Raw genomic sequence first — 20,742 nt, 5'->3', positions numbered from 1 at the left:
TCCTGCTTTAGCAGGAGCTTCTTTCAATTAAAAGGAGGAAGAAGAATGATTAGACAAGCAACACGTGAAGATGTAGCTGATATACTGGAAATTTTTAACTATAACATTTGCCATAGTACAGCTATCTATTTATATGAGGAACAAACATTTGAAGAACGTATGGCATGGTTTGATGGAAAGGTAGAGGCAGGAGAGCCGATACTTATCTATGAGGTAGATGGGAAAGTAGGGGGCTATGCTACATATGGAAAATTCCGTCCGCATATTGCATATCAGTATACAATCGAAAACTCTGTCTATGTACATGAAAATTTTCAAAGACGCGGCATCGCAAAGGCGTTGATGCTCCAGTTGATCGAAGAAGCAAAAGCCCGGCATTATAAAACGATGATTGCTTGTATTGATGCCAGCAATGATGGCAGCAAATATATGCATGAAAAGCTTGGTTTTACCTACAAAGGTACGCTTGAGAATGTAGGTTATAAATTTGAAAAATGGCTTGATTTAGACATGTACCAGTTAGAATTATAAATAACAGGTGCAATATATACTTCTTCCTATATCGAGTATATTAGAAAAATATAATAGCCCGGATTGGCTGCCTGAAAATTGCCCGCTCCTTAGTGAATGAAATTCGTATTTCTGCTAAAGGCGAGACAATTGTCACCGCATTTTTACGAGGATAAAGCACCTGAATGTTGAGGGTCACAGCAGGGGATGGAACAGCTTATATAGTCGAAGAATGCCGGATACTATGTCAGCAAGCCGCTTCCTTTCAATAAACGGGTTGATCAATAGGACAGGCTGTCTACCCTCGTCTATTTTGTTGTGTCATATGACAACTGTCATATAAAAAAAATGATGTTTGCTTCTAGTGGTCCTACCACTTTCTTATTATGCTAGTGATAGCGAATTAACAGTAAGAAAGAAGGGATTATATGACAACCATCCTTACAGATGCGGAGAAAACAAAAAAATTAAGAAAAGAGGTGGCACCATTTGCTAAGTCGGAGAGACGTAAAAGCATTATGCAAATGGTGAACACACTTGGACCTTTATTAGTTGCGTGGATTGCAGGTTTTTATTTATTGCAATTCTCTCCTTGGCTGACTGTTGCTTGTAGTGTTGTGGCGGCTGGCTTTGTAGTACGAACATTCATTATTTTCCATGATTGTACACACGGTTCATTTTTCAAAAGTAAAAAAGCGAACGATTACGTGGGGTTTGTAACAGGTGTATTGACTTCCTTCCCGTATGAAAAATGGAAGCGCGAGCACACAATTCATCATGCAACGAGCTCGAACTTGGACAAGCGCGGTATCGGGGATATCGATATGTTAACGGTTGAGGAATACATGGAAAAATCAAAGCTGGGACGTTTCGGTTACCGTCTTTACCGGAATCCGCTTGTAATGTTTGGACTTGGGCCAATCTATATGGTTCTTGTGCTGAACCGTTTCAACCGCAGTGATGCGAAGAAGAAAGAACGAATCAATACTCATCTAACGACGCTGGCTATGGTAATTGTTTTAGGCTCTCTTGTGTGGCTGACAAGCTGGCAGGCAGTTCTTTTAGTTTATGGTGTTACGCTGTTTATTGCAGGAGCACTTGGTATATGGCTGTTCTATATTCAGCACACGTATGAAGATTCCTATTTCGAATACAACGAAGAATGGGATTATGTGAAGGCAGCTGTTGAAGGCAGTTCGTATTATAAGCTGCCGAAGCTTTTGCAGTGGATCACGGGCAATATCGGCTTCCACCACGTGCATCATTTATCGCCGCGTGTACCTAATTACCATTTAGAGGCAGCACACGAAGCTGTTCCGCCATTGCAGCGGGCAACAACGATTACATTAACGACAAGTTTTGAATCCGTCCGCTATAAGCTGTATGATCCACAGCAAAAGAAATTTGTAACGTTCAAGGAAGCAGAAGAAATTATTGCGCAGCGTTCAAAGCATTCTTCTAAAGCTGCGTAATAGCTAAAGTAAATGATTTAATTATAAGAAGTGTAGGCAAAGTTGATGCCGTCAACTTTGTCTGCACTTTTATTTTCTAAAGTAAAAATAGTTTAGTAACTGAAGAGGCTAACATGAGGAAGGGGGGGCTTGGTGTTTTGGCGACCTCCTTTTGCTATAATAGAAGAAAAAGAAATGAGGATATTATGCAAAGCTGGTACAGTATTATTCCTAAAAGTCCATGGCTGAGTATCTACATATGGGTTATTTTTTGCATTATGCCGTTCTTTTTCATTGTGCGCGAGTTTAGTCCGCTTTATGTCGGTGTTGGCCTTGCAATGATTCTGCTCTATTTTTTATGTCATAAATTTTCTTTCCAGGCGAAGACGGGCCTTGTATATATGTGGATCAGCTTTCAAATGGTGTTGAATATTGCGATGACGCTGATGTTCGGCTATATATATTTATCTTTATTTACAGCATTTTTCATTGGAAATATCAGACAGACGGTAGGCTTTTACATTATGTATGGTCTCCATATCGGGTTTACGGTACTTTCTATCGTAGCGGGCTATTTTATTTTCCTGGATATGTTTCTTACACAGACGCCGTTTATTATCATTGCGGTCATTGGTGTTGTGCTGTTGCCATTCACCCTCTTTACGCGAAATAAACGGGAAAACTTAGAAAGCGAATTAGAAACGGCAAAGGACCGGATTTCAGAATTGATTATCCATGAAGAACGCCAGCGAATTGCGCGGGATCTTCATGATACATTGGGGCAAAAGCTCTCGATGATTGGTTTGAAGAGTGATTTAGCTGCCAGACTAATCGAGAAGAATCCGCAGCAGGCTATTAGTGAGATTAAGGATATACGCCAGACAGCGAGCAGTGCTTTAAAAGAGGTACGTGAGCTCGTGGCAGATATGCGGGCAGTTAGAGTAGAAGAAGAGCTATTGCGGGTAGAGCAGATTTTAAAAGCTGCTGAAATAGAGTTTAAGCTGGTAGGAGACTCGAAGGCCATTCGAATGCCTGCCCTTTACGAAAATGTAGTGAGTATGTGTCTAAAGGAAGCAGTAACCAATGTGGTGAAACATAGTCGCGCAACGCTCTGTACGGTAACCATTCTACAAAATGAAAATGAGTTATCTCTTTCTGTTAAAGATAATGGAGTTGGTATGGAAAAGAAATTCTCTTCGACAGGGAGTGGTCTGAAGGGTATGCGGGAGCGCATCGAATTCATTAACGGCACGGTAGAGCTGAAAAAGGGACAAGGTACAGAATTGATTGTGCATATTCCTGTGGCGATTACACATCAAAAAGGAAGTGAAGAAGCATGATTCGAATTGTGATAGCAGAAGACCAGGGGATGCTGCTTGGCGCAATGAAGTCGCTGCTTAGTTTGGAAGAAGATATGGAAGTTGTAGGTCTTGCGAAAAATGGAGAAGAAGCCATTGAGCAAGTACGCAGCCTGAAGCCGGACATCTGCATTATGGACATAGAGATGCCGGTGAAAACGGGATTGGATGCTGCGGAAGCATTAAAGGATGAAGGTTGTAAAGTTATCATTTTGACAACCTTTGCACGTCCTGGGTATTTCGAGCGGGCACGGAAGGCAGGAGTACGGGGCTATTTGCTGAAAGATAGCCCGATTGAGGAGCTTGTTAACTCCATCCGTATTATTATGGAGGGCCGACGCATCTATGCACCAGAGCTGGTGGACTTTGTGTATGAAGATGATAGCGAAAATCCTCTGACGGACCGGGAAAGCCAGGTGCTTGAGCTGGTAGCCGAAGGGAAAACCACAAAAGAAATAGCTGCTGAATTATATTTATCAGCGGGGACAGTCCGTAATTATATCTCTACTATATTAGATAAATTGGGTGTAGGCAACCGGATCGAAGCGATACAGCGCTTTAAGGAAAAAGGTTGGAATAAGTAAAGCGGCAGGGGAATCCTGCCGCTTTTTAGTTATCCTATATTCAATACTCTGTACTGAAAGAAAAAAGCTTAAACTCAAGGGTGGTAGTAATGCTGTTTACTTTTTCTTTGTTATACGGCCAAGAATAAAGGCACCAGCTGCTACTGCTAAAATGGTGTTCGTCTTCTTGTTAAATACTTGTTTTGTGACGAGGTTAATATTTTGCGGACGTTCTGCTAAACGACGCATGTAATAGCCGTACCAATCTTTTCCGAATGGGACATAGGTGCAGAACTTGTATTCCTTTGCCAGTTCCTTCTGAAGATCAGCACGGAATCCGTATAGCATCTGGAATTCAAACTTCTCGTGAGAAATATTGTGATCTGCAGCAAATCGTTTTATATGGCTGATGATATTATGGTCATGTGTGGCGATGGACGTAAACTTTCCATGCAATAAATGATATTCAATGAGCTCTAAAAAGTTAATATCGATATCTAGCTTATCCTGATAGGCTACCTCTTCAGATTCCTGATAAGCACCTTTCACGATACGAAGGCGGTAATCTGTGAATTTTTCGATATCTTTCTTTGAACGCAGAAGATAGGCTTGTATGACAGTACCGACATTATCGAATACTTTATTCAACTCCTCGAGTATATCGAGTGTTGACTGCAGTCGTGAATAGTCTTCCATATCCAGGTTAACAAAAATGCCATAACGGGAGGCGTACTCGACAATTTCCCGTAAGTTGTCATAACAAAAATCGATGTCAATATCCAACCCTACCTGGGAGGGCTTCACTGAAATATGAGCATTCAATTGCTGTGTATGAATTGCTTCGATGACTTCTAAAATATCTTCCTTTGCCTTAGTGGCAATGGCTTCGTCATATACGAATTCTCCAAGGTGATCAATTGTGGCTTCTATGCCCTCAGCATTCAGCTTTTGTACACTTTCAATCATTTCCTCTACATTAGTACCGGCAATAACATTTTGGGCACCAAGCCTCAAGCCGTATTTTTGTGCTGCCGTATTCATTGTTTCATTTTTCGATAAATTAAGTAATATATCACGTAATGCCATCCATAATCCCTCGCTTTCTTTCCATAAATTATAACATAGACGGGATTTTCCCTTCCTTTTTAGGACACATTATTTTCTTAAAACAGCAATACGCTGCATCCGTTCATTAAACAATGTCGGGTAGACGAGAAAACCTAAAATGACGCTTGCTAAGGTAGCACATGTCAGCAAGGCAAAAATAATGAGGATTTGAAACTGAACAGCTTGAATTGGATCAGCCCCACCGATGATTTGACCGCTCATCATGCCGGGAAGCTGGACAAGCCCAATTGTCTTTTGCGATTCAATTGTAGGAATCATACTTGCTTTAATAGCACTCATTAAATGCCGGTGAACAGCCTGCTTTGGAGTACCTCCAAGCGATAGAATCAACTCGATTTCGTTTTCGTTTGCTTCAAGTTCAGCTCGGAAGCGATTCAGGAAAAGGACAGAGAGTACCATTGCATTTCCGATCATCATTCCGCTGATTGGAATAATATACTGAGCGGTTGCCGGGACGATTCCAAGTCCGAGCAATACGCCTTGTGTGACAAGTTCGACCGTAATTAATGTGACGGCGATTTTCGCGGTTATACCTGGTATTCCTATACCCTTCTTTCGTGCATTTAATGTGGCAACGATGATTATAAATAAAACCATAAGCAATATATACACGAAGCTATCTGTTTCAAATATGAAGTGAAGAACATATCCAATGGCTAAAAGCTGTGCAACAGACCGGATAGTTGCAATGGTAATATCTTTTTCAAGACCAAGCTTTAACGACTTTGACAACACAAAAGGGATAAAGATGAAAATCAAAGTGAGAGAGAGTGTACCGTATGTCATCGGGCACCTCCATTCAAGAACTGCTGAACAGCTGGAATATCAGAACCTTCTAGAAGGGATACATCGCCGGATGCAAGGAGCTCGCCATTGTGTAAAATCCATGTAAAATCGCTCAATATTCTTGCTTGCTGCAAGTTATGTGTAATCCAAATAATTGTCACGCCGTATTTGCGGTTGATTTTTAAAATAAGCTCCTCGATTTCTTTTACGGATGTTGGGTCAAGCGCTGAAGTGATTTCATCAAGCAATAAAATATCTGATTTGTTAATAAGTGTCCGAGCGATAGACAGCCTCTGTCTTTGTCCACCTGATAGCTCTGTTGCTTCGCGATGTAAAAAAGAGGCATCGAGCTGGACATTTTCCAAGGCGGAAACGGCCTCTTCTTCTGTAAGGTGCTCCCCTTGCAGAGTACGCGGTAATGCTAAGTTTTCGTACACAGAACTCCGGAGAATGGGGGCGCTCTGTAAAGCGATGCCTACTTTGCGGCGAAGGGTTGTCGGCTCGAATTCCTGTATCGGCTGGTTACCGATGAAGATGTCTCCGCTTGTAGGAACGAGTAATCCATTGCACATTTTGAGCAATGTCGTCTTCCCGGCACCAGAAGGACCCACAAGGGTTGTAATTTTTCCTTTATAAAAGATCCCATTGAGGTTGTGTAAAATCCTACGTTCTTTCGCTGTAAAGCAAAGGTCGCGTAATTCTATTGCAGGTTCAAGATTCACAATGCATTCTCCTTAATCTATTTTCTTCTCCATACTTTTGGAAGCTGTTTATAAAAATTTACACCTTATTATAACGCAAAAAAGCGCAGACAAAGCTTAGGGGAACTTTGCCTGCGCTTGAAAACTCAAGAGGGGTTGAGTTTTCTTCCATTATGTTTGAAAGATTTGGGCTCCTTACTCAATATATCGTTTGGGGGACGATACTTGAAAAGGAACTAGGGTCTTGCTGGGAGCTACACCTGCTTTTCTTGTACGGAATGGGGTTTCGCACCAAGGGTGGTTAACCGCTGTGCAAATGTATCATTCTTCCCGGCAACGCCTTTGAAGACATCCTGCTGATACTCATAGGCATATGCACCATGCTCTATAAGATCCAGCCCTGTTATCTCCTCTTCTTGGGTTACACGTAAAGGGACGAATATTTTGATGATACTGAGGCTGATGCCCACTGTGATGGACGTCCATCCAATAACTGCCAATACACCTATAGCCTGAACGCCCAGCAGTTCTGCACCGCCTCCGTAAAATAGACCACCGCCGCCGGCTATATCAAATAAGCCGACTGCCAATGTACCCCAGATACCGCATAACCCATGAACTGCTACTGCTCCAACTGGGTCATCAATCTTTAGTTTCCATTCAATGAAACGAACACCCTCTACTAAAAGAGGTCCGGCAATAGCACCTATGGCGATTGCTCCTGTCAATGATACATTTGCAGCACCTGCTGTAATACCAACAAGCCCCGCTAAGGCACCGTTTAGCGTCAAGGAACCATCGATATGGCTGTAGCGGAATTTTGTATAGAAAGCTGTTGCAATAACACCAGCTGAAGCAGATAAAAATGTATTGGCAATAACGGAAGGAACCAATTCAGGGTCAGCTGCCAATGTGGAGGCGCCGTTGAATCCGAACCAGCCCAGCCAAAGAATAAATACGCCTAAAGCGCCGAGTGGGATCGAGTGACCGGGGAGAACATTGACACGCCTATCCTCATATTTACCGATGCGCGGCCCGATTATAGCAGCTGCTACCAATGCACCGATTGCACCTGTTAAATGAACGACTGTCGAACCTGCAAAGTCTACGAATCCCATTGCAGTGATCCAGCCGTCACCTTGCCATATCCAGTGACCGACAACGGGATAGATGAATAATGTCATGACAACAACAATCGCCATATAAGCGTTAATATTGGTACGTTCGGCGACGGCACCGGAAATAATTGTGGCACACGTAGCAGCGAACATCGCCTGGAATACGAAGAAGGCGATATCATCCACTCCCTGCATGGCAAATCCAGTTGTTCCAATGAATCCCCCAGCAGTATCACCAAACATGAGGGCGTATCCTGCTAAAAAATAAACGATGCCGCCAATGGAGATAGTCAATACATTTTTCATTAAGATGTTCACAGTGTTTTTAGAGCGAGTGAACCCAGCCTCTACCATAGCGAATCCTGCGTGCATGAAAAAAACTAATATGGCGCCGAGCATAACCCAAACAAGGTTAATTGAAAGTTCTAATGCTTCGTTTGTCATTTAATTTCCTCCTTCTTAATGAATAGCCGCAGTACCAGCTTCTTTTGTCCGGATGCGGATTGCCTGTTCCACCGGAAAGATGAAAATTTTACCGTCACCTACTTGACCTGTTACAGCCTCCTGTAAAATAAGATTAACGATCGGCTGAACTTTTGAATCGTCTACGACCATTTCAAGCTTTAGCTTTGGGGAAAATTCCATCGAATAGGAGTTGCCGCGGAATAGTCCTGTGCGTCCTTCTTGGCGGCCTGCGCCAGCTATTTCAGAGATGCTTAGTCCATCGATGCCTTCTTTTGCTAATCCTTCACGTACTGCTGGAAAAGTTTCCGGACGGATGATTGCTTCGATTTTCTTCATGCTCAACAACTCCTCGTGTTATATTAATTAACATATTAAAAGAACGGTTGTATAAAATCAATAAAATATGTAAGGAAAACTAACATAAAAAATCGATGAGTTTTATCTCGAAGTGATATAAACAGAAAAAATGTATGGGATGTAATAAAATGAATATATAAAAGAGGGGGATATGTGAATAATCCTGACTAATTAAATTAACTGAGCACCTTGCGTGCCTTGTCACCGACTAAATAGTGTATACTATGACTAATTATGTTTCGGAAGAAGGGACTTTTAATGAGAGCAAAATTTGAAGATGATAGCTTGACACTCCACACAGATCTTTACCAAATTAATATGGCAGAGAGTTATTGGGCAGATGGCATCCATAATCGGAAAGCTGTATTTGAACTGTACTTCCGTAAGCTGCCATTTGGAAATGGATATGCAATATTTGCGGGCCTTGAGCGCATGCTGGATTATTTAAGGAACTTCCGCTTCACAGAATCTGATTTAGCCTATTTGCGTGAAGAACTTGGGTATAAGGAAGACTTTTTAGCATATTTAAAGGATGTTCGCTTTACAGGCTCTATGTATTCAATGGCAGAGGGGGAGCTGGTATTTGCTAATGAGCCGATCGTGCGTATTGAAGCACCGCTTGTAGAAGCTCAATTAGTGGAAACAGCGCTGCTGAATATCGTAAATTTCCAAACATTGATTGCTACAAAGGCAAGCCGTATCAAACAAGTGTTAAAAGACGAAGTGGCAATGGAATTCGGTACACGCCGGGCTCAGGAAATGGATGCCGCGCTTTGGGGAGCGCGTGCTGCTGTAATCGGCGGCTTTGAATCCACTTCAAACGTCCGAGCTGGGAAAATGTTTGGTATTCCTGTATCCGGGACACATGCACACGCACTTGTTCAGGCATATAAAAGTGATTATGAGGCATTCCATTCTTATGCAAAACGCCACCATGACTGTGTGTTCTTAGTAGATACGTACAATACGCTGAAGTCAGGTGTTCCTACTGCGATACAGGTAGCAAAAGAACTGGGGGACAAAATTAACTTTATTGGTATTCGTTTGGACAGTGGAGATATCGCTTTCTTATCGAAGGAAGCCCGTAAGATGCTGGATGAGGCCGGTTTCCCGAATGCAAAGATCATTGTTTCCAATGACCTTGATGAGTATACAATTTTAAATTTAAAGGCTCAGGGCGCACGCGTTGATATGTGGGGAATCGGTACAAAGCTTATAACCGCTTATGACCAGCCGGCTTTAGGGGCAGTCTATAAAATGGTGGCTATTGAGAACGAAAATGGGGTAATGGAAGATACAATCAAAATTTCGGCAAATGCCGAAAAAGTGACAACTCCAGGGTTGAAACGTGTGTACCGCATCATTAATAAGACAAATGGCAAATCAGAGGGTGATTATATTGCAATGGCGGATGAAAATCCTCAGGAAGAAGAGCATTTAAAAATGTTCCATCCTGTGCATACATTTGTTTCGAAGTTTGTTACAAACTTTGAGGCAAAAAACCTTCATATAGAAGCAATTAAAGATGGGGAGATTGTCTATGAAAACCCATCATTATTGGAAATGCGCCAGTATGCATTTGAAAATCTGGAATTGCTGTGGGATGAGTATAAACGTGCGATGAACCCGGAAGAGTATCCTGTAGATTTAAGTCAAAAATGTTGGGATAACAAAATGCGTAATATCCAAGAGGCGCGAGAGATGGTAGAAGCACTCGAAAACCGGTAAGGAGGGTTTCGTTATGTCAGATTTACAAAAGCGAATTATTGAAGAACTGCATGTATCGCCTGAGATTAATGTAGAAGAAGAAATCCGTAAGTCCATCGATTTTATGAAGGAATATGCGAAAAAGCATCGCTTTATTAGAGGCTTTGTTTTGGGAATCAGCGGAGGGCAGGACTCTACATTGGCTGGTAAGCTGGCGCAAATGGCGGTCGATGAGCTAAATGAAGAGGCCGGTGAAAAGAAATATGCATTCATGGCTGTACGTCTTCCATACGGTGTACAGGCAGATGAACAGGATTGTCAGGATGCGCTTGATTTCATTCAGCCGGATAAGGTTTATACAGTAAATATTAAAGGAGCAGTAGATGCCAGCAGACATGCGCTGGAGGAAGCGGGCATTGAACTAAGTGATTTCGCGAAAGGGAACGAAAAGGCACGCGAGCGTATGAAGGTGCAATATTCTATAGCAGCCATGCATAACGCTGTTGTCCTTGGCACGGATCATGCTGCTGAAGCTATCACTGGATTTTTTACAAAGTTCGGAGATGGCGGTGCCGATTTGATGCCCCTTTTCCGCTTGAACAAACGACAAGGCAAGCAAATGCTGGCTCATTTGAACTGTCCAAAGCATTTATATTTAAAGGTACCTACAGCAGACTTGGAGGAAGAACGCCCATCTCTGCCTGATGAGGTAGCGCTTGGTTTAACGTATGAACAAATTGATGATTACTTAGAGGGCAAGGAAATCCCTGAAGAAGCGCAAAAAATACTAGAAGGGCATTATCTTCGCTCCGAGCATAAACGGCAGCTGCCGATTACGATATTCGATGATTTCTGGAAATAAGAAAGGATGCGCAGTCCCTTCAACAGCTTGTGAAGGGGCTGTTCCTTCAGCCGTGCTGCGAGTTTGCAGTGCGGTTTTCTTAAAAAATAAGAAAATATAGGTTTTCGTGCTGTAAAAATAGCACAGTCTTTAGGAGGTGTATGAATGAGGACGACACGTGTGGGCGCCGTAGCAGGCAATATATACAGCAAGTCAAAAAGGAACTTGGAAGCTGGTGAGGCATTTACCCTCATGAATGAAGGTCGTTCGCTTGATGACTTCCATAGACAGCAGCAAAAGCAGGGAAAGAAGAAAAAGCCACCCGTGCAAAAGAAAGTACTTGTTAATAAGGGTCAGCATATTTTAATCAAGGGTATCCAATTTGAAGCCGATACGATGGCTGCTTTACGGAATCAATTGTTAAGACAGTCCCAGCAGGTAAATTACATAAGTAAAATGAAGCGGTGTAATGACACATATCGTACATCTATATAGTCACTTGAACAGGCTCATGTTCAAGTGACTTTTCTATGGGCTATAAATGGATATAAAATATAAGGAAGCTGGAGGGATAACTCATAGTGAAGCCTTGAAAAATCCGATTAGCTGAAAAAGGACTTGATAAGGGTATATAGACCTTGTCTTTTTGCCTGTCTTACTATGGAATAAGTTGTATTCACTCGGTCTTTTCGATATGCTTGTATTAATCTAGAAAATTCAAACAATTGTTGTTTAAAAATTCAAGGAGGCTACATATGCAGGAACATATTCAGGCTGTACTAGAAAATATAGAAAAGGTTATGATTGGCAAGCGTGAAGTTGCTGAACTAAGCATTGTCGCCCTACTTACAGGCGGACATGTACTGCTTGAGGACGTACCGGGTGTCGGGAAAACAATGATGGTGCGCTCGCTTGCAAAATCAGTTGGTGCAAATTTCAAACGGATTCAATTTACGCCGGATTTATTGCCGTCTGATGTAGTTGGGGTATCGATTTACAATCCGAAAACTCTGCAATTTGAATTCCGTCCAGGACCAATAGTCGGAAATATCATCTTGGCCGATGAAATTAACCGGACATCCCCTAAAACACAGGCTGCTCTTTTGGAAGCAATGGAAGAGGCATCGATTACAGTTGATGGAGAAACACTTTCCATCCAGAAGCCTTTCTTTGTTATGGCAACGCAAAATCCGATTGAATACGAAGGTACATATCCACTGCCAGAGGCGCAGCTGGATCGCTTTTTATTGAAAATTAGAATGGGCTACCCTTCTGTTCAGCAGGAAATTGAAGTCCTGCGCCGGGCAGAAAATAAGCAGCCGATTGAAGAAATTACATCTGTAATGACGGTGGAAGAGCTGCTATCCTTGCAGCGGGCTGTCCGGGAAGTCTATATAGAAGATAGTGTGAAAGGTTATATTGTTGATATTGCGAGGGCTACCCGTGAGCATTCACGTGTATATCTCGGTGTCAGCCCCCGTGCTTCCGTTGCTCTGATGAAAGCATCGCAGGCCTATGCATTTATGCAGGGAAGAGATTTTGTAAAACCAGATGATGTAAAGTATTTGGCACCGTTTGTATTTGGGCATCGGTTGATTCTAGCTCCTGAGGCACGGTATGAAGGAGTTACGCCTGAGCAGATTATCAGCCAGGTCATCCAGCAGACATTTGTGCCTGTCAAAAGGTTTGCCGATTCATGAATATGCGAAATATGATGAAAGGGATAAGACAAGGGTCCCGTTTTTTAACAGTGATCGGTCTACTTGCGTTAACATTCTGCTTTGCGATGTTCCAGGGCGGTTTTGTAAGCTGGTTCATTTTCTTTACCCTTTTGCCATTCTTGCTGTATTCTCTGCTGCTTGCCATAATTCCGGTTCGCATAAGCAGGGTGGAAAGAGAGGTTTTCCCTTCTAAGCTTCAGCGTGGCGGAAAGGCGAAGGTAACGGTTCGTTTTCATAATAATACCTTGCTGCCAATCGTATTCCTGCTTGTACGTGAAGTAGATATGGATGAGCGTTTCTACAGGATTGCTGGGGGTCGTTCAAGCAATCTCTTTTTTGCTGGATGGCGCCGTTCTTTTGAATGGACATATGAGCTTGAAGATATGCAGCGGGGGGAACATATTTTATCGGCGCTGGAAGTAACGGCGACGGACTTTTTTGGCTGGGTTACTCGAAAGCAAGTCATTAAACAGCCATATACGTTACTTGTCTACCCGCATACAGTCGATATGAACTATACCTCTCTACAAGTACAATACGATCAGGGAGCCTTGGCGGCAAAGTATTCGATTGCTAAAGATACGACGCTTGTCACAGGTGTCCGTGATTATCAGGCTGGCGACCGCTTTTCATGGATTCACTGGAAGTCATTTGCGAAAAATGGAGAACTGCGGACAAAGGAATTTGAGGATCGCCAGTCTCAAAAGCTTTTTGTCTGCATCGACCGAACGACCTCCAGCCAATTTGAGGAGGTAGTAGAGCTAACGGCATCGATGCTGCAGGCAATTGTTGCGAGAAATGGCGACGTTGCCTTTTTATCCGGCGGAGATAGCCGTGTGTTTTATCCAGCTATAAGGACAGAGGCACAGTTAGAGCAAATTATGCAGTATTTGGCAGTTATTAAGGCAGATTCAGGATTGCCGATGGAACAGCTCCTGCGTAATGAAAGAGAACTAAATAGCTCCATATTAATTTTAGTGACAGGTTCATTGACGGATGACCTCAAAGCATTTTTGATGAATGGCTCGAAATATGCGCGGGCTGTCGTGTGTTTTGTCGTTGTGGCAAAGGACCAATATGCAGATTATAAAGGGGCTTCTGTAAGATTTTCGAATAGCAGGGTAATCTATATTACAAAAGAGATGTTCGGTCAGGCATTCACGGAGGTGAATAAGCCGTGAAAAAAGAGTCAACATACTATATAGAAATGACACTTTACTATATTATTTTATTTTTGATTTTACGAGAATGGTTAGTGCCTGTGGTGGAATTGACATCCACAGGTCACCTGGAGCTGCTTTTGCTGTTTATCGCGATTGCATTTCTATTAAATATTTTTGAAGTATCGTTCCTTATTTCATGGGTTATTAAAATTGTCTATATTTCCTGGTTTATTGTCCGTGTTTATACGGACGGAACAGTATTTAGCGGTGCAGGTATCCAATTTTTGGCCACGGATATTCGTACAAATATCGCTCTTTTACTGGCGGGAGATTGGGAAGTTGTAACGGACCCATTCCGTTCACTCCTCTTTTTCGTCCTTATTTGGATGCTGATTTATTTAATCCATCATTGGTTAACTGTTAGAAAGACGATTTTTTATTTCTTTGTGCTGACAGTATTCTTTATTTCTACATTGGATACATTTACGACGTACGACGGAAAAGCGGCCATTGTAAAGGTTGTATTACTTGGGCTGGTGATGACAGCGCTGCTCTATATGAAGCGTCTGATTACACAAACAGGAACGACATTTGCCTTTTCTAAATATATTCGCTATATCCTGCCAATGACAATAACGATTGTAGTGGTCGGATTCATTGCTGTACTGCTGCCCAAAGCAGCGCCGCAGTGGCCGGATCCGGTTCCATATATTAAAAATCTATCTGGAAAAGGCGGACAAAATTCCATGTCCCAGGTGGGAATAGGGGAAGATGATAGCCGCCTGGGCGGATCTTTCGAAGCTGACGATACGGTTGTCTTTACGATTCATTCTCCGGACAAGCAGTATTGGCGTATTGAAACGAAGGATTTTTATACATCAAAAGGATGGGAATCGATAACTGATGGTATAAACGATGAATATGAAGTACTGCAGGAAGAGGCGTTTACTTCTATTTGGCCTAACATGAATGAGGAGGCGAAGTCGGCGCATGTCTACCCTGAAATAGATAGAGCCTATGTTCTGCAGCCGTATGGCATCATGTCGGTACTGTTTGACGAACCTGATGTCCGTCTATACCAGGAGAGGGGAACTGAGCGCTTCAATACGAAAGCTCCGGATGGCAGCAACCGTCCCCTTACTCAATACGAAGTCGTCTACAGTGCACCGGAATACAGCTATACACAGCTGAAGACACCGGTCACAAATTCGGAACTTATGTATATCGATCAGCGCTATCTGCAGCTGCCTGAAGAACTGCCGGATCGTGTCCGAACATTAGCGGCCGACACAGTAGAAGGGCGTAAAACGGATTATGATAGAGCAAAGGCAATTGAACAATACTTCAAGCGGAGCGGATTTACTTATGAGACTGATGATGTAGCGGTTCCTGCAGAGGATCAAGACTATGTCGATCAGTTCCTATTCGAAACGAAGCGTGGCTATTGTGACAATTTTTCTACATCGATGGTTGTAATGCTCCGCTCAGTCGGTATCCCAGCGCGATGGGTGAAGGGATATGCCAACGGAACAGAGGTCGATAAAACAGACGAAGGGCTCCGCGTATTTGAAGTGGAGAACAATGATGCCCACTCGTGGGTGGAAGCTTATATAGACGGGATAGGCTGGATGCCGTTTGAACCGACAATCGGCTTTGTTAACCAGTCGGATATTAATTTCGATATGGAACTGAACGAAGCGGCCCCTGAAGAGCTTCTGCGAGAGCAGGATCAGGAACGCCAACAGATAGAACAAGAAGTGAAGGAACAGGAAGAAAGCGAGAAGCAGGCAGCACAGCAGAAGCGTTCTTCGAGTGAAGGAAGTGGAACGACTTGGATTGTTCTTATAATCTCAGCACTGCTTATTGTGTTGGCAATTGTTGGTATAAAAACAAGACGCAAGTGGATGCCGAAAGTATATATTCAAGCGCAGCGCCGTAAACCTTCCAGTCCTTCCACGATCCAGTCATCATACAAAGTGCTGATGAGACAGCTGGGCTTCCTTGGCTTAAAACGCAAGCCTGACGAGACCTTGCATGCCTTTGCAGCGCGTGTGGATGGTCACTTCGGAACGAACGATATGTCGAAGGTAACAGCAGTGTATGAAAAGACCATTTATAGTAAAGAAAAGGGTAACATTCAATTCGAGGAAATTAAAGAAAGTTGGGAATATTTAATCAATCGCACTACCGGTTGATTTTACGTATATTAAAGAGTAAAATTTAGAAAAATCAATAATAGGTGTGCCTTCATATAAGTCCGATAATATGGTTCGGATGTCTCTACTAAGTTACCTTAAATAACTTATCTATGACGGTAGGCTGGCGTATATCCTTATGGGTGTACCCTGCCTATCCGTACATATATGTAGATGAACGCGTAGAATTCTTTTCTTCGCGTTTTTTTCTAAATATAGGGCGCCTTTATCATACTAGAAGAGGTGGAAATAGTGTCAACTCCTTTATTAAAAGAGCAAGAAAAAGTGGTCGTTCTTGATTTCGGAAGCCAGTTTAACCAGCTGATTACTCGTCGTATCCGTGAATTCGGTGTGTTTTCTGAACTTCATCCACATACAGTGACAGCAGAAGAAATCAAAGAAATGAACGCAGTGGGGATCATTTTCTCAGGCGGACCGAACTCTGTGTACGATGAGAATGCTTTTGGTGTAGATCCAGCAATCTTTGATCTTGGCCTGCCGATTTTAGGTATTTGCTACGGTATGCAGCTGATGGCATTCAAAAACGGCGGTAAAGTAGAAAGCGCTGCTACACGTGAATACGGAAGAGCCGAACTTACAGTAACGACAGAAAACAAATTATTCGGCGACCTGCCAGCCAGCCAGGTTGTATGGATGAGCCACGGTGACCATGTAACAGAAGTACCAGAAGGCTTCGAAATCATCGCGACAAGTGCATCTTGTGAAATTGCAGCAATGGCAAACCTAGAGCGCAAATTCTATGCCGTACAATTCCACCCGGAAGTACGTCATTCTGTATACGGCAATGACTTACTGAAAAATTTCGTATTCGACGTATGTAATGCGAAGGGCGACTGGTCAATGGCGAACTTCATCGAGATTGAAATGGCAAAAATCCGTGAGCTAGTAGGCGACAAGCAGGTGCTATGTGCATTATCAGGCGGCGTAGACTCTTCGGTAGTAGCTGTGTTAATCCATAAAGCAATCGGCGACCAGCTGACTTGTATGTTCGTGGACCACAACCTGAACCGTAAAGGTGAAGTAGAGCAAGTCATGAAGACGTTCACTGAAGACTTCGACATGAAGGTCATCAAAATTGATGCCCGTGAACGCTTCATGAACAAACTAAAAGGCGTTTCAGACCCTGAACAAAAACGTAAAATCATCGGTAACGAATTTATCTATGTGTTTGATGAAGAATCAAACAAGCTGAAAGACATGGACTTCCTTGCGCAAGGAACGCTTTACACAGATATCATTGAATCAGGTACGGCAACAGCGCAAACAATTAAATCTCACCACAATGTTGGTGGTCTTCCAGAAGACATGAAGTTTAAATTGATCGAGCCGTTAAATACATTATTCAAAGACGAAGTACGTGCGTTAGGTTTAGAGCTTGGACTTCCAGAAGAAATCGTTTGGCGCCAGCCATTCCCAGGCCCGGGTCTTGGTATCCGTGTACTAGGTGAAGTAACAGAGGACAAGCTTGATATCGTTCGCGAGGCAGACTACATCCTTCGCGAGGAAATCAAAAAAGCCGGCCTTGACCGAGACATCTGGCAATACTTCTGTGTACTGCCGGACATCCGTTCAGTAGGCGTTATGGGCGACGGCCGTACGTACGACTACGCAATCGGTATCCGTGCTGTAACATCAATTGACGGCATGACTTCCGACTGGGCACGTATCCCTTGGGATGTACTAGAAAAAATCTCTGTACGCATCGTTAACGAAGTAAAACACGTTAACCGCGTGCTGTATGATGTGACGAGTAAGCCACCTGCAACGATTGAGTGGGAATAGGTTGTTGTAAAGAGTTTTTCTAAAGTGTGCTGAACCTTGGTATATCAAGGGTTGATGAGGTTTTATGAAAAATGATTTATAACACCAGCAACTATTGACTATATAAAATTACTCTCTTTTATTTGCGTTATTTATGCGAATAGAAGGGAGTTTTTTTATGGTGAAAATTATTGAAATGATAGACGATTTTAAGCTCAATCAAGAGATTTTAGGAAGGAAACCTAAGTATGTTGAGTTATGTATGTATCGCTTGAACAGATGGAAAGAATTTATGATTCAAACCGCGCACATTGAAGAAATAGAAGAAGTAAAAGCCATTCATATTAAACATTATATTAAAAGTCGTCAAGAAGCTGGTGTAGAATCCAATAGAACCATTAACAATAATTTAGCGACAATTAAAGTGTTTTTTCAGTATCTTGTAGATGAAGAATTCATTGATGAAAATGATAATCCAATGAAACGTATTAAAAACTTGAAGGAAGAAAAAACGGTTATTGTAACTTTTAATGATGATGAGGTTGCCCACATTATTAATGATGTAAAAGAAGAAACTTATTCTAATGTGAGGGATAAATTAATTTTAATATTCCTCTTTGATACAGGGATACGGGTATCTGAGCTTTGTAGCATAAAGGTTAGTGATATAGCGAGCCGATATATTTTAATTCATGGTAAAGGCTCTAAACAGCGATTGGTATATATCAGTAAGTTAATGCGTAGGTATATGCGGAAGTATGAACAAATGAAGCAAGAGCGGTTTAAGCATAAAGAGCAGACAGAGATAGAGGATTATTATTTTCTAGAACAATATGCGAAAGGTATGCATCGTTCCCGTATTAACAAAATTCTTAAAGAGCATTGTGAAAATGTTGGGGTGAGAAAGGAGATCCGTTGTTCGCCACATGATTGTCGACATTATTTTGCACAGAAACAGTTACGAAATGGGATTGATATTTATAGTTTAAGCAGATTAATGGGACACTTTGATACCCAGATAACAGCTAAGTATCTGAGAGGATTAGAACAGGAAGATATATTGAACATTGGACGTATGCATAGCCCGTTAAATGAAATAAAGCTTATTAAGAAATGATTTATTTAAGGCTACTGAGTAAGATTGTATAATCTCTAAAACATCAATGCACAGGACATTAGAAGAGTCTACGCAAAGGCTCTACAGGATAAGGGAGTGGGTGAGCATAGCTCTTACCATTAAGACTTTATCTTATAAAAGAATATAATTCATGTGATAAGGTGAATAACGGGTTCGCACGATAAAAACCCCTCAATTAACATGATTTTAAAGAGAAAAATGGCTTTCATACGCTATTATATTTAATGCAGAGTGTGGGAGTGGAAGTGCTTATTATTCCCTACAAAAATAATTTAGGGTAAATGGTGGAATGTACCCCGCTTGTAATTTTCTCAAAAAAGATAATGGTTATCATTATTATATGACAGGTATATCAAGATCTGCTGTTTAGGGCGAAGCAAAAAACAAAGATAATAAGACACACGCACATACTTTTGCAAGTGAGTGATTGTATGTGCTTTTTTATTGCTATAAATCCAATATTGAAAGAGTAGAATCTTTTGTGGGAAGAATCTTAAAATGTCCTACTATATCATTGGAGAAGCTATATAACGCAATAAGTAAAGAGTATTTTCTGTTAGGAAAGGAAATATAATTACGTTATAAATATAGGTCTTTTTATTCATTTTAACTAAAATCTTTTGACAAAAGATTTATAGTAGTATATAATTAAATATTTTTTTATTTGTATGATATAATTAATTTAGAAGGGTAGTTATCTAAACCCTTCTAATATTACAAGAGGTGGAAAATAAAATGGCAAGAAGAAAGCATTTTTTAGAAGGGCAAAAATTTAATTACTTTACTGTTTTAGAGTTGAGTGAAAAAAAGGGGAGGGGAGGAAAGAAGATGTGGAGATGTGAGTGCGTTTGTGGAAATATCAGATTTATTCTTACGCCAGATTTGATAGACCAAAGTAAATACAAATCGTGCGGCTGTATGAAAAATCAACTGCTTAAAGAAGCGAACACGACTCATGGGATGACAGGGACAAGAATTCATGATATTTGGTGTGCCATGAGAGCAAGGTGTAATAATAAAAATCATTCAGCGTGGGAACATTATGGTGGTCGAGGAATAAGAATTTGTGATGACTGGGTTTCTTTTGAAGCTTTTTATGAGTGGGCGATGGCTAATGGATATTCCGATGAATTGACTATTGATAGAATTGATTCGGATGGAAATTATGAACCATCTAATTGTCGATGGATTCCACAAGCAGAAAATTCTAAACTTGCGAGTGTTAAACGTCATACAAATGAAAAAGCAAAAAAGAAGTAAATGACATTTAGTAAAAAAACCTAAACACAAGATATTAAAACAAGAGAAAAATACATATATACCAACATCCACAATATAAAATCCTCATTTTATCTATTCTACATAACAGAATATATATTCAAACATAATGGATACGGAAAACATACGTTTAAAACAGTGTTTACATATTAAGAATCAGTTGGATATTGAAATATAAATCAAGCATATTTCTAAGTAAAGAGCTTATAGAAATGATTAGTTGTAATAGAATGGGGTTTGGGGTGAAACCCCAAGTGAGCCAAAGGCGATTGCTCTTGAACTTTCCTAGCGTTAGCGAAAGATAATTGGCTGTTAATGTTTAATCTATAATTCTTTTATTTTTATTTATTTCTATACCCTATGAATTTGGTATAAATATATACCATTTTCGAAATAACTTTTTTTGATTTTGTATAAATATATACATTTTTTGAAAGAGGATTTTCAAATGTAGTATAAATACATACGATTTTTGTGAAT

Annotated in this window: 18 protein-coding genes and 1 riboswitch; of the genes, 13 read left to right on the top strand and 5 right to left on the bottom strand. The window is 41.3% G+C overall.

Going from position 1 to position 20,742, the window contains the following annotated elements; genetic code table 11:
* Nucleotides 1-45 precede the first annotated feature (45 nt).
* The 4 genes from AA0Y26_RS20360 (at nucleotide 46) to AA0Y26_RS20345 (ending at nucleotide 3,903) form a co-directional block, all read left to right on the top strand.
* On the top strand, nucleotides 46-531 hold the full coding sequence (locus tag AA0Y26_RS20360; RefSeq protein ID WP_413363839.1) for an N-acetyltransferase family protein: 486 nt from the start codon (nucleotides 46-48) through the stop codon (nucleotides 529-531).
* A 407-nt stretch (nucleotides 532-938) separates the two neighbouring features.
* Nucleotides 939-1,982, top strand: coding sequence for a fatty acid desaturase (locus AA0Y26_RS20355; protein WP_413363838.1), 1,044 nt, complete (start codon nucleotides 939-941; stop codon nucleotides 1,980-1,982).
* 185 nt (nucleotides 1,983-2,167) lie between these two features.
* Entirely contained in the window at nucleotides 2,168-3,301 is a 1,134-nt protein-coding gene (locus tag AA0Y26_RS20350) for a histidine kinase (RefSeq protein WP_413363837.1), read from the top strand.
* Nucleotides 3,298-3,903 carry a response regulator gene (locus AA0Y26_RS20345; protein WP_413363836.1) on the top strand — a complete coding sequence of 202 codons (606 nt, stop codon included), beginning with the start codon at nucleotides 3,298-3,300 and terminating at the stop codon, nucleotides 3,901-3,903. The genes AA0Y26_RS20350 and AA0Y26_RS20345 overlap by 4 nt, the downstream gene beginning before the upstream one ends.
* A gap of 96 nt (nucleotides 3,904-3,999) precedes the next feature.
* On the opposite strand, the gene AA0Y26_RS20340 is transcribed toward AA0Y26_RS20345, so the two are convergent.
* The 5 genes from AA0Y26_RS20340 to AA0Y26_RS20320 form a co-directional block, all read right to left on the bottom strand.
* Nucleotides 4,000-4,968 carry a proline dehydrogenase family protein gene (locus AA0Y26_RS20340; protein ID WP_413363835.1) on the bottom strand — a complete coding sequence of 323 codons (969 nt, stop codon included), beginning with the start codon at nucleotides 4,966-4,968 and terminating at the stop codon, nucleotides 4,000-4,002.
* A gap of 69 nt (nucleotides 4,969-5,037) precedes the next feature.
* The gene (locus AA0Y26_RS20335; protein WP_413363834.1) at nucleotides 5,038-5,796 is read right to left on the bottom strand and encodes an ABC transporter permease; all 759 of its coding nucleotides are present in this window, start codon (nucleotides 5,794-5,796) and stop codon (nucleotides 5,038-5,040) included.
* The gene (locus tag AA0Y26_RS20330; protein ID WP_413368328.1) at nucleotides 5,793-6,521 is read right to left on the bottom strand and encodes a phosphate ABC transporter ATP-binding protein; all 729 of its coding nucleotides are present in this window, start codon (nucleotides 6,519-6,521) and stop codon (nucleotides 5,793-5,795) included. Before AA0Y26_RS20330 ends, AA0Y26_RS20335 begins: the two co-directional genes overlap by 4 nt.
* 230 nt (nucleotides 6,522-6,751) lie before the next feature.
* The gene (locus tag AA0Y26_RS20325) at nucleotides 6,752-8,059 is read right to left on the bottom strand and encodes an ammonium transporter (protein ID WP_413363833.1); all 1,308 of its coding nucleotides are present in this window, start codon (nucleotides 8,057-8,059) and stop codon (nucleotides 6,752-6,754) included.
* A gap of 15 nt (nucleotides 8,060-8,074) precedes the next feature.
* Nucleotides 8,075-8,416 (bottom strand): P-II family nitrogen regulator, encoded by a 342-nt coding sequence (locus AA0Y26_RS20320; protein WP_413363832.1) that lies wholly within the window; start codon nucleotides 8,414-8,416, stop codon nucleotides 8,075-8,077.
* A 279-nt stretch (nucleotides 8,417-8,695) separates the two neighbouring features.
* On the opposite strand from AA0Y26_RS20320, the gene AA0Y26_RS20315 reads away from it, so the two are divergent.
* From AA0Y26_RS20315 to AA0Y26_RS20275, 9 genes are all read left to right on the top strand, one after another.
* On the top strand, nucleotides 8,696-10,165 hold the full coding sequence (locus tag AA0Y26_RS20315; protein WP_413363831.1) for a nicotinate phosphoribosyltransferase: 1,470 nt from the start codon (nucleotides 8,696-8,698) through the stop codon (nucleotides 10,163-10,165).
* Between the two features lie 13 nt (nucleotides 10,166-10,178).
* On the top strand, nucleotides 10,179-11,006 hold the full coding sequence (gene nadE / locus AA0Y26_RS20310) for an ammonia-dependent NAD(+) synthetase (RefSeq protein WP_413363830.1): 828 nt from the start codon (nucleotides 10,179-10,181) through the stop codon (nucleotides 11,004-11,006).
* 144 nt (nucleotides 11,007-11,150) lie between these two features.
* A complete protein-coding gene (locus AA0Y26_RS20305) occupies nucleotides 11,151-11,480 on the top strand; it encodes a hypothetical protein (protein ID WP_413363829.1) in 330 nt (109 codons plus the stop codon).
* A 260-nt stretch (nucleotides 11,481-11,740) separates the two neighbouring features.
* Nucleotides 11,741-12,685: an AAA family ATPase gene (locus AA0Y26_RS20300; RefSeq protein WP_413363828.1), complete on the top strand. Its 945-nt coding sequence runs from the start codon at nucleotides 11,741-11,743 to the stop codon at nucleotides 12,683-12,685.
* Complete coding sequence (locus tag AA0Y26_RS20295; RefSeq protein ID WP_413363827.1) at nucleotides 12,682-13,887, top strand: DUF58 domain-containing protein; 1,206 nt, start codon at nucleotides 12,682-12,684, stop codon at nucleotides 13,885-13,887. Before AA0Y26_RS20300 ends, AA0Y26_RS20295 begins: the two co-directional genes overlap by 4 nt.
* Nucleotides 13,884-16,064 (top strand): transglutaminase domain-containing protein, encoded by a 2,181-nt coding sequence (locus tag AA0Y26_RS20290; protein ID WP_413363826.1) that lies wholly within the window; start codon nucleotides 13,884-13,886, stop codon nucleotides 16,062-16,064. The genes AA0Y26_RS20295 and AA0Y26_RS20290 overlap by 4 nt, the downstream gene beginning before the upstream one ends.
* A 32-nt stretch (nucleotides 16,065-16,096) precedes the next feature.
* Nucleotides 16,097-16,198, top strand: a riboswitch (purine riboswitch).
* A gap of 115 nt (nucleotides 16,199-16,313) precedes the next feature.
* Complete coding sequence (gene guaA / locus AA0Y26_RS20285; RefSeq protein ID WP_413368326.1) at nucleotides 16,314-17,867, top strand: glutamine-hydrolyzing GMP synthase; 1,554 nt, start codon at nucleotides 16,314-16,316, stop codon at nucleotides 17,865-17,867.
* Nucleotides 17,868-18,024: 157 nt separating this feature from the next.
* A complete protein-coding gene (locus AA0Y26_RS20280) occupies nucleotides 18,025-18,963 on the top strand; it encodes a tyrosine-type recombinase/integrase (protein ID WP_413363825.1) in 939 nt (312 codons plus the stop codon).
* 756 nt (nucleotides 18,964-19,719) lie between these two features.
* Nucleotides 19,720-20,244, top strand: coding sequence for a hypothetical protein (locus tag AA0Y26_RS20275; protein ID WP_413363824.1), 525 nt, complete (start codon nucleotides 19,720-19,722; stop codon nucleotides 20,242-20,244).
* Nucleotides 20,245-20,742: the final 498 nt, after the last annotated feature.

It is taken from the genome of Lysinibacillus canaveralius (genome assembly GCF_047301505.1).
GTDB lineage: Bacteria > Bacillota > Bacilli > Bacillales_A > Planococcaceae > Lysinibacillus_B.
Note: the sequence above shows the minus strand (reverse complement) of the source record. Positions and strands in the feature narration are given on the sequence as shown.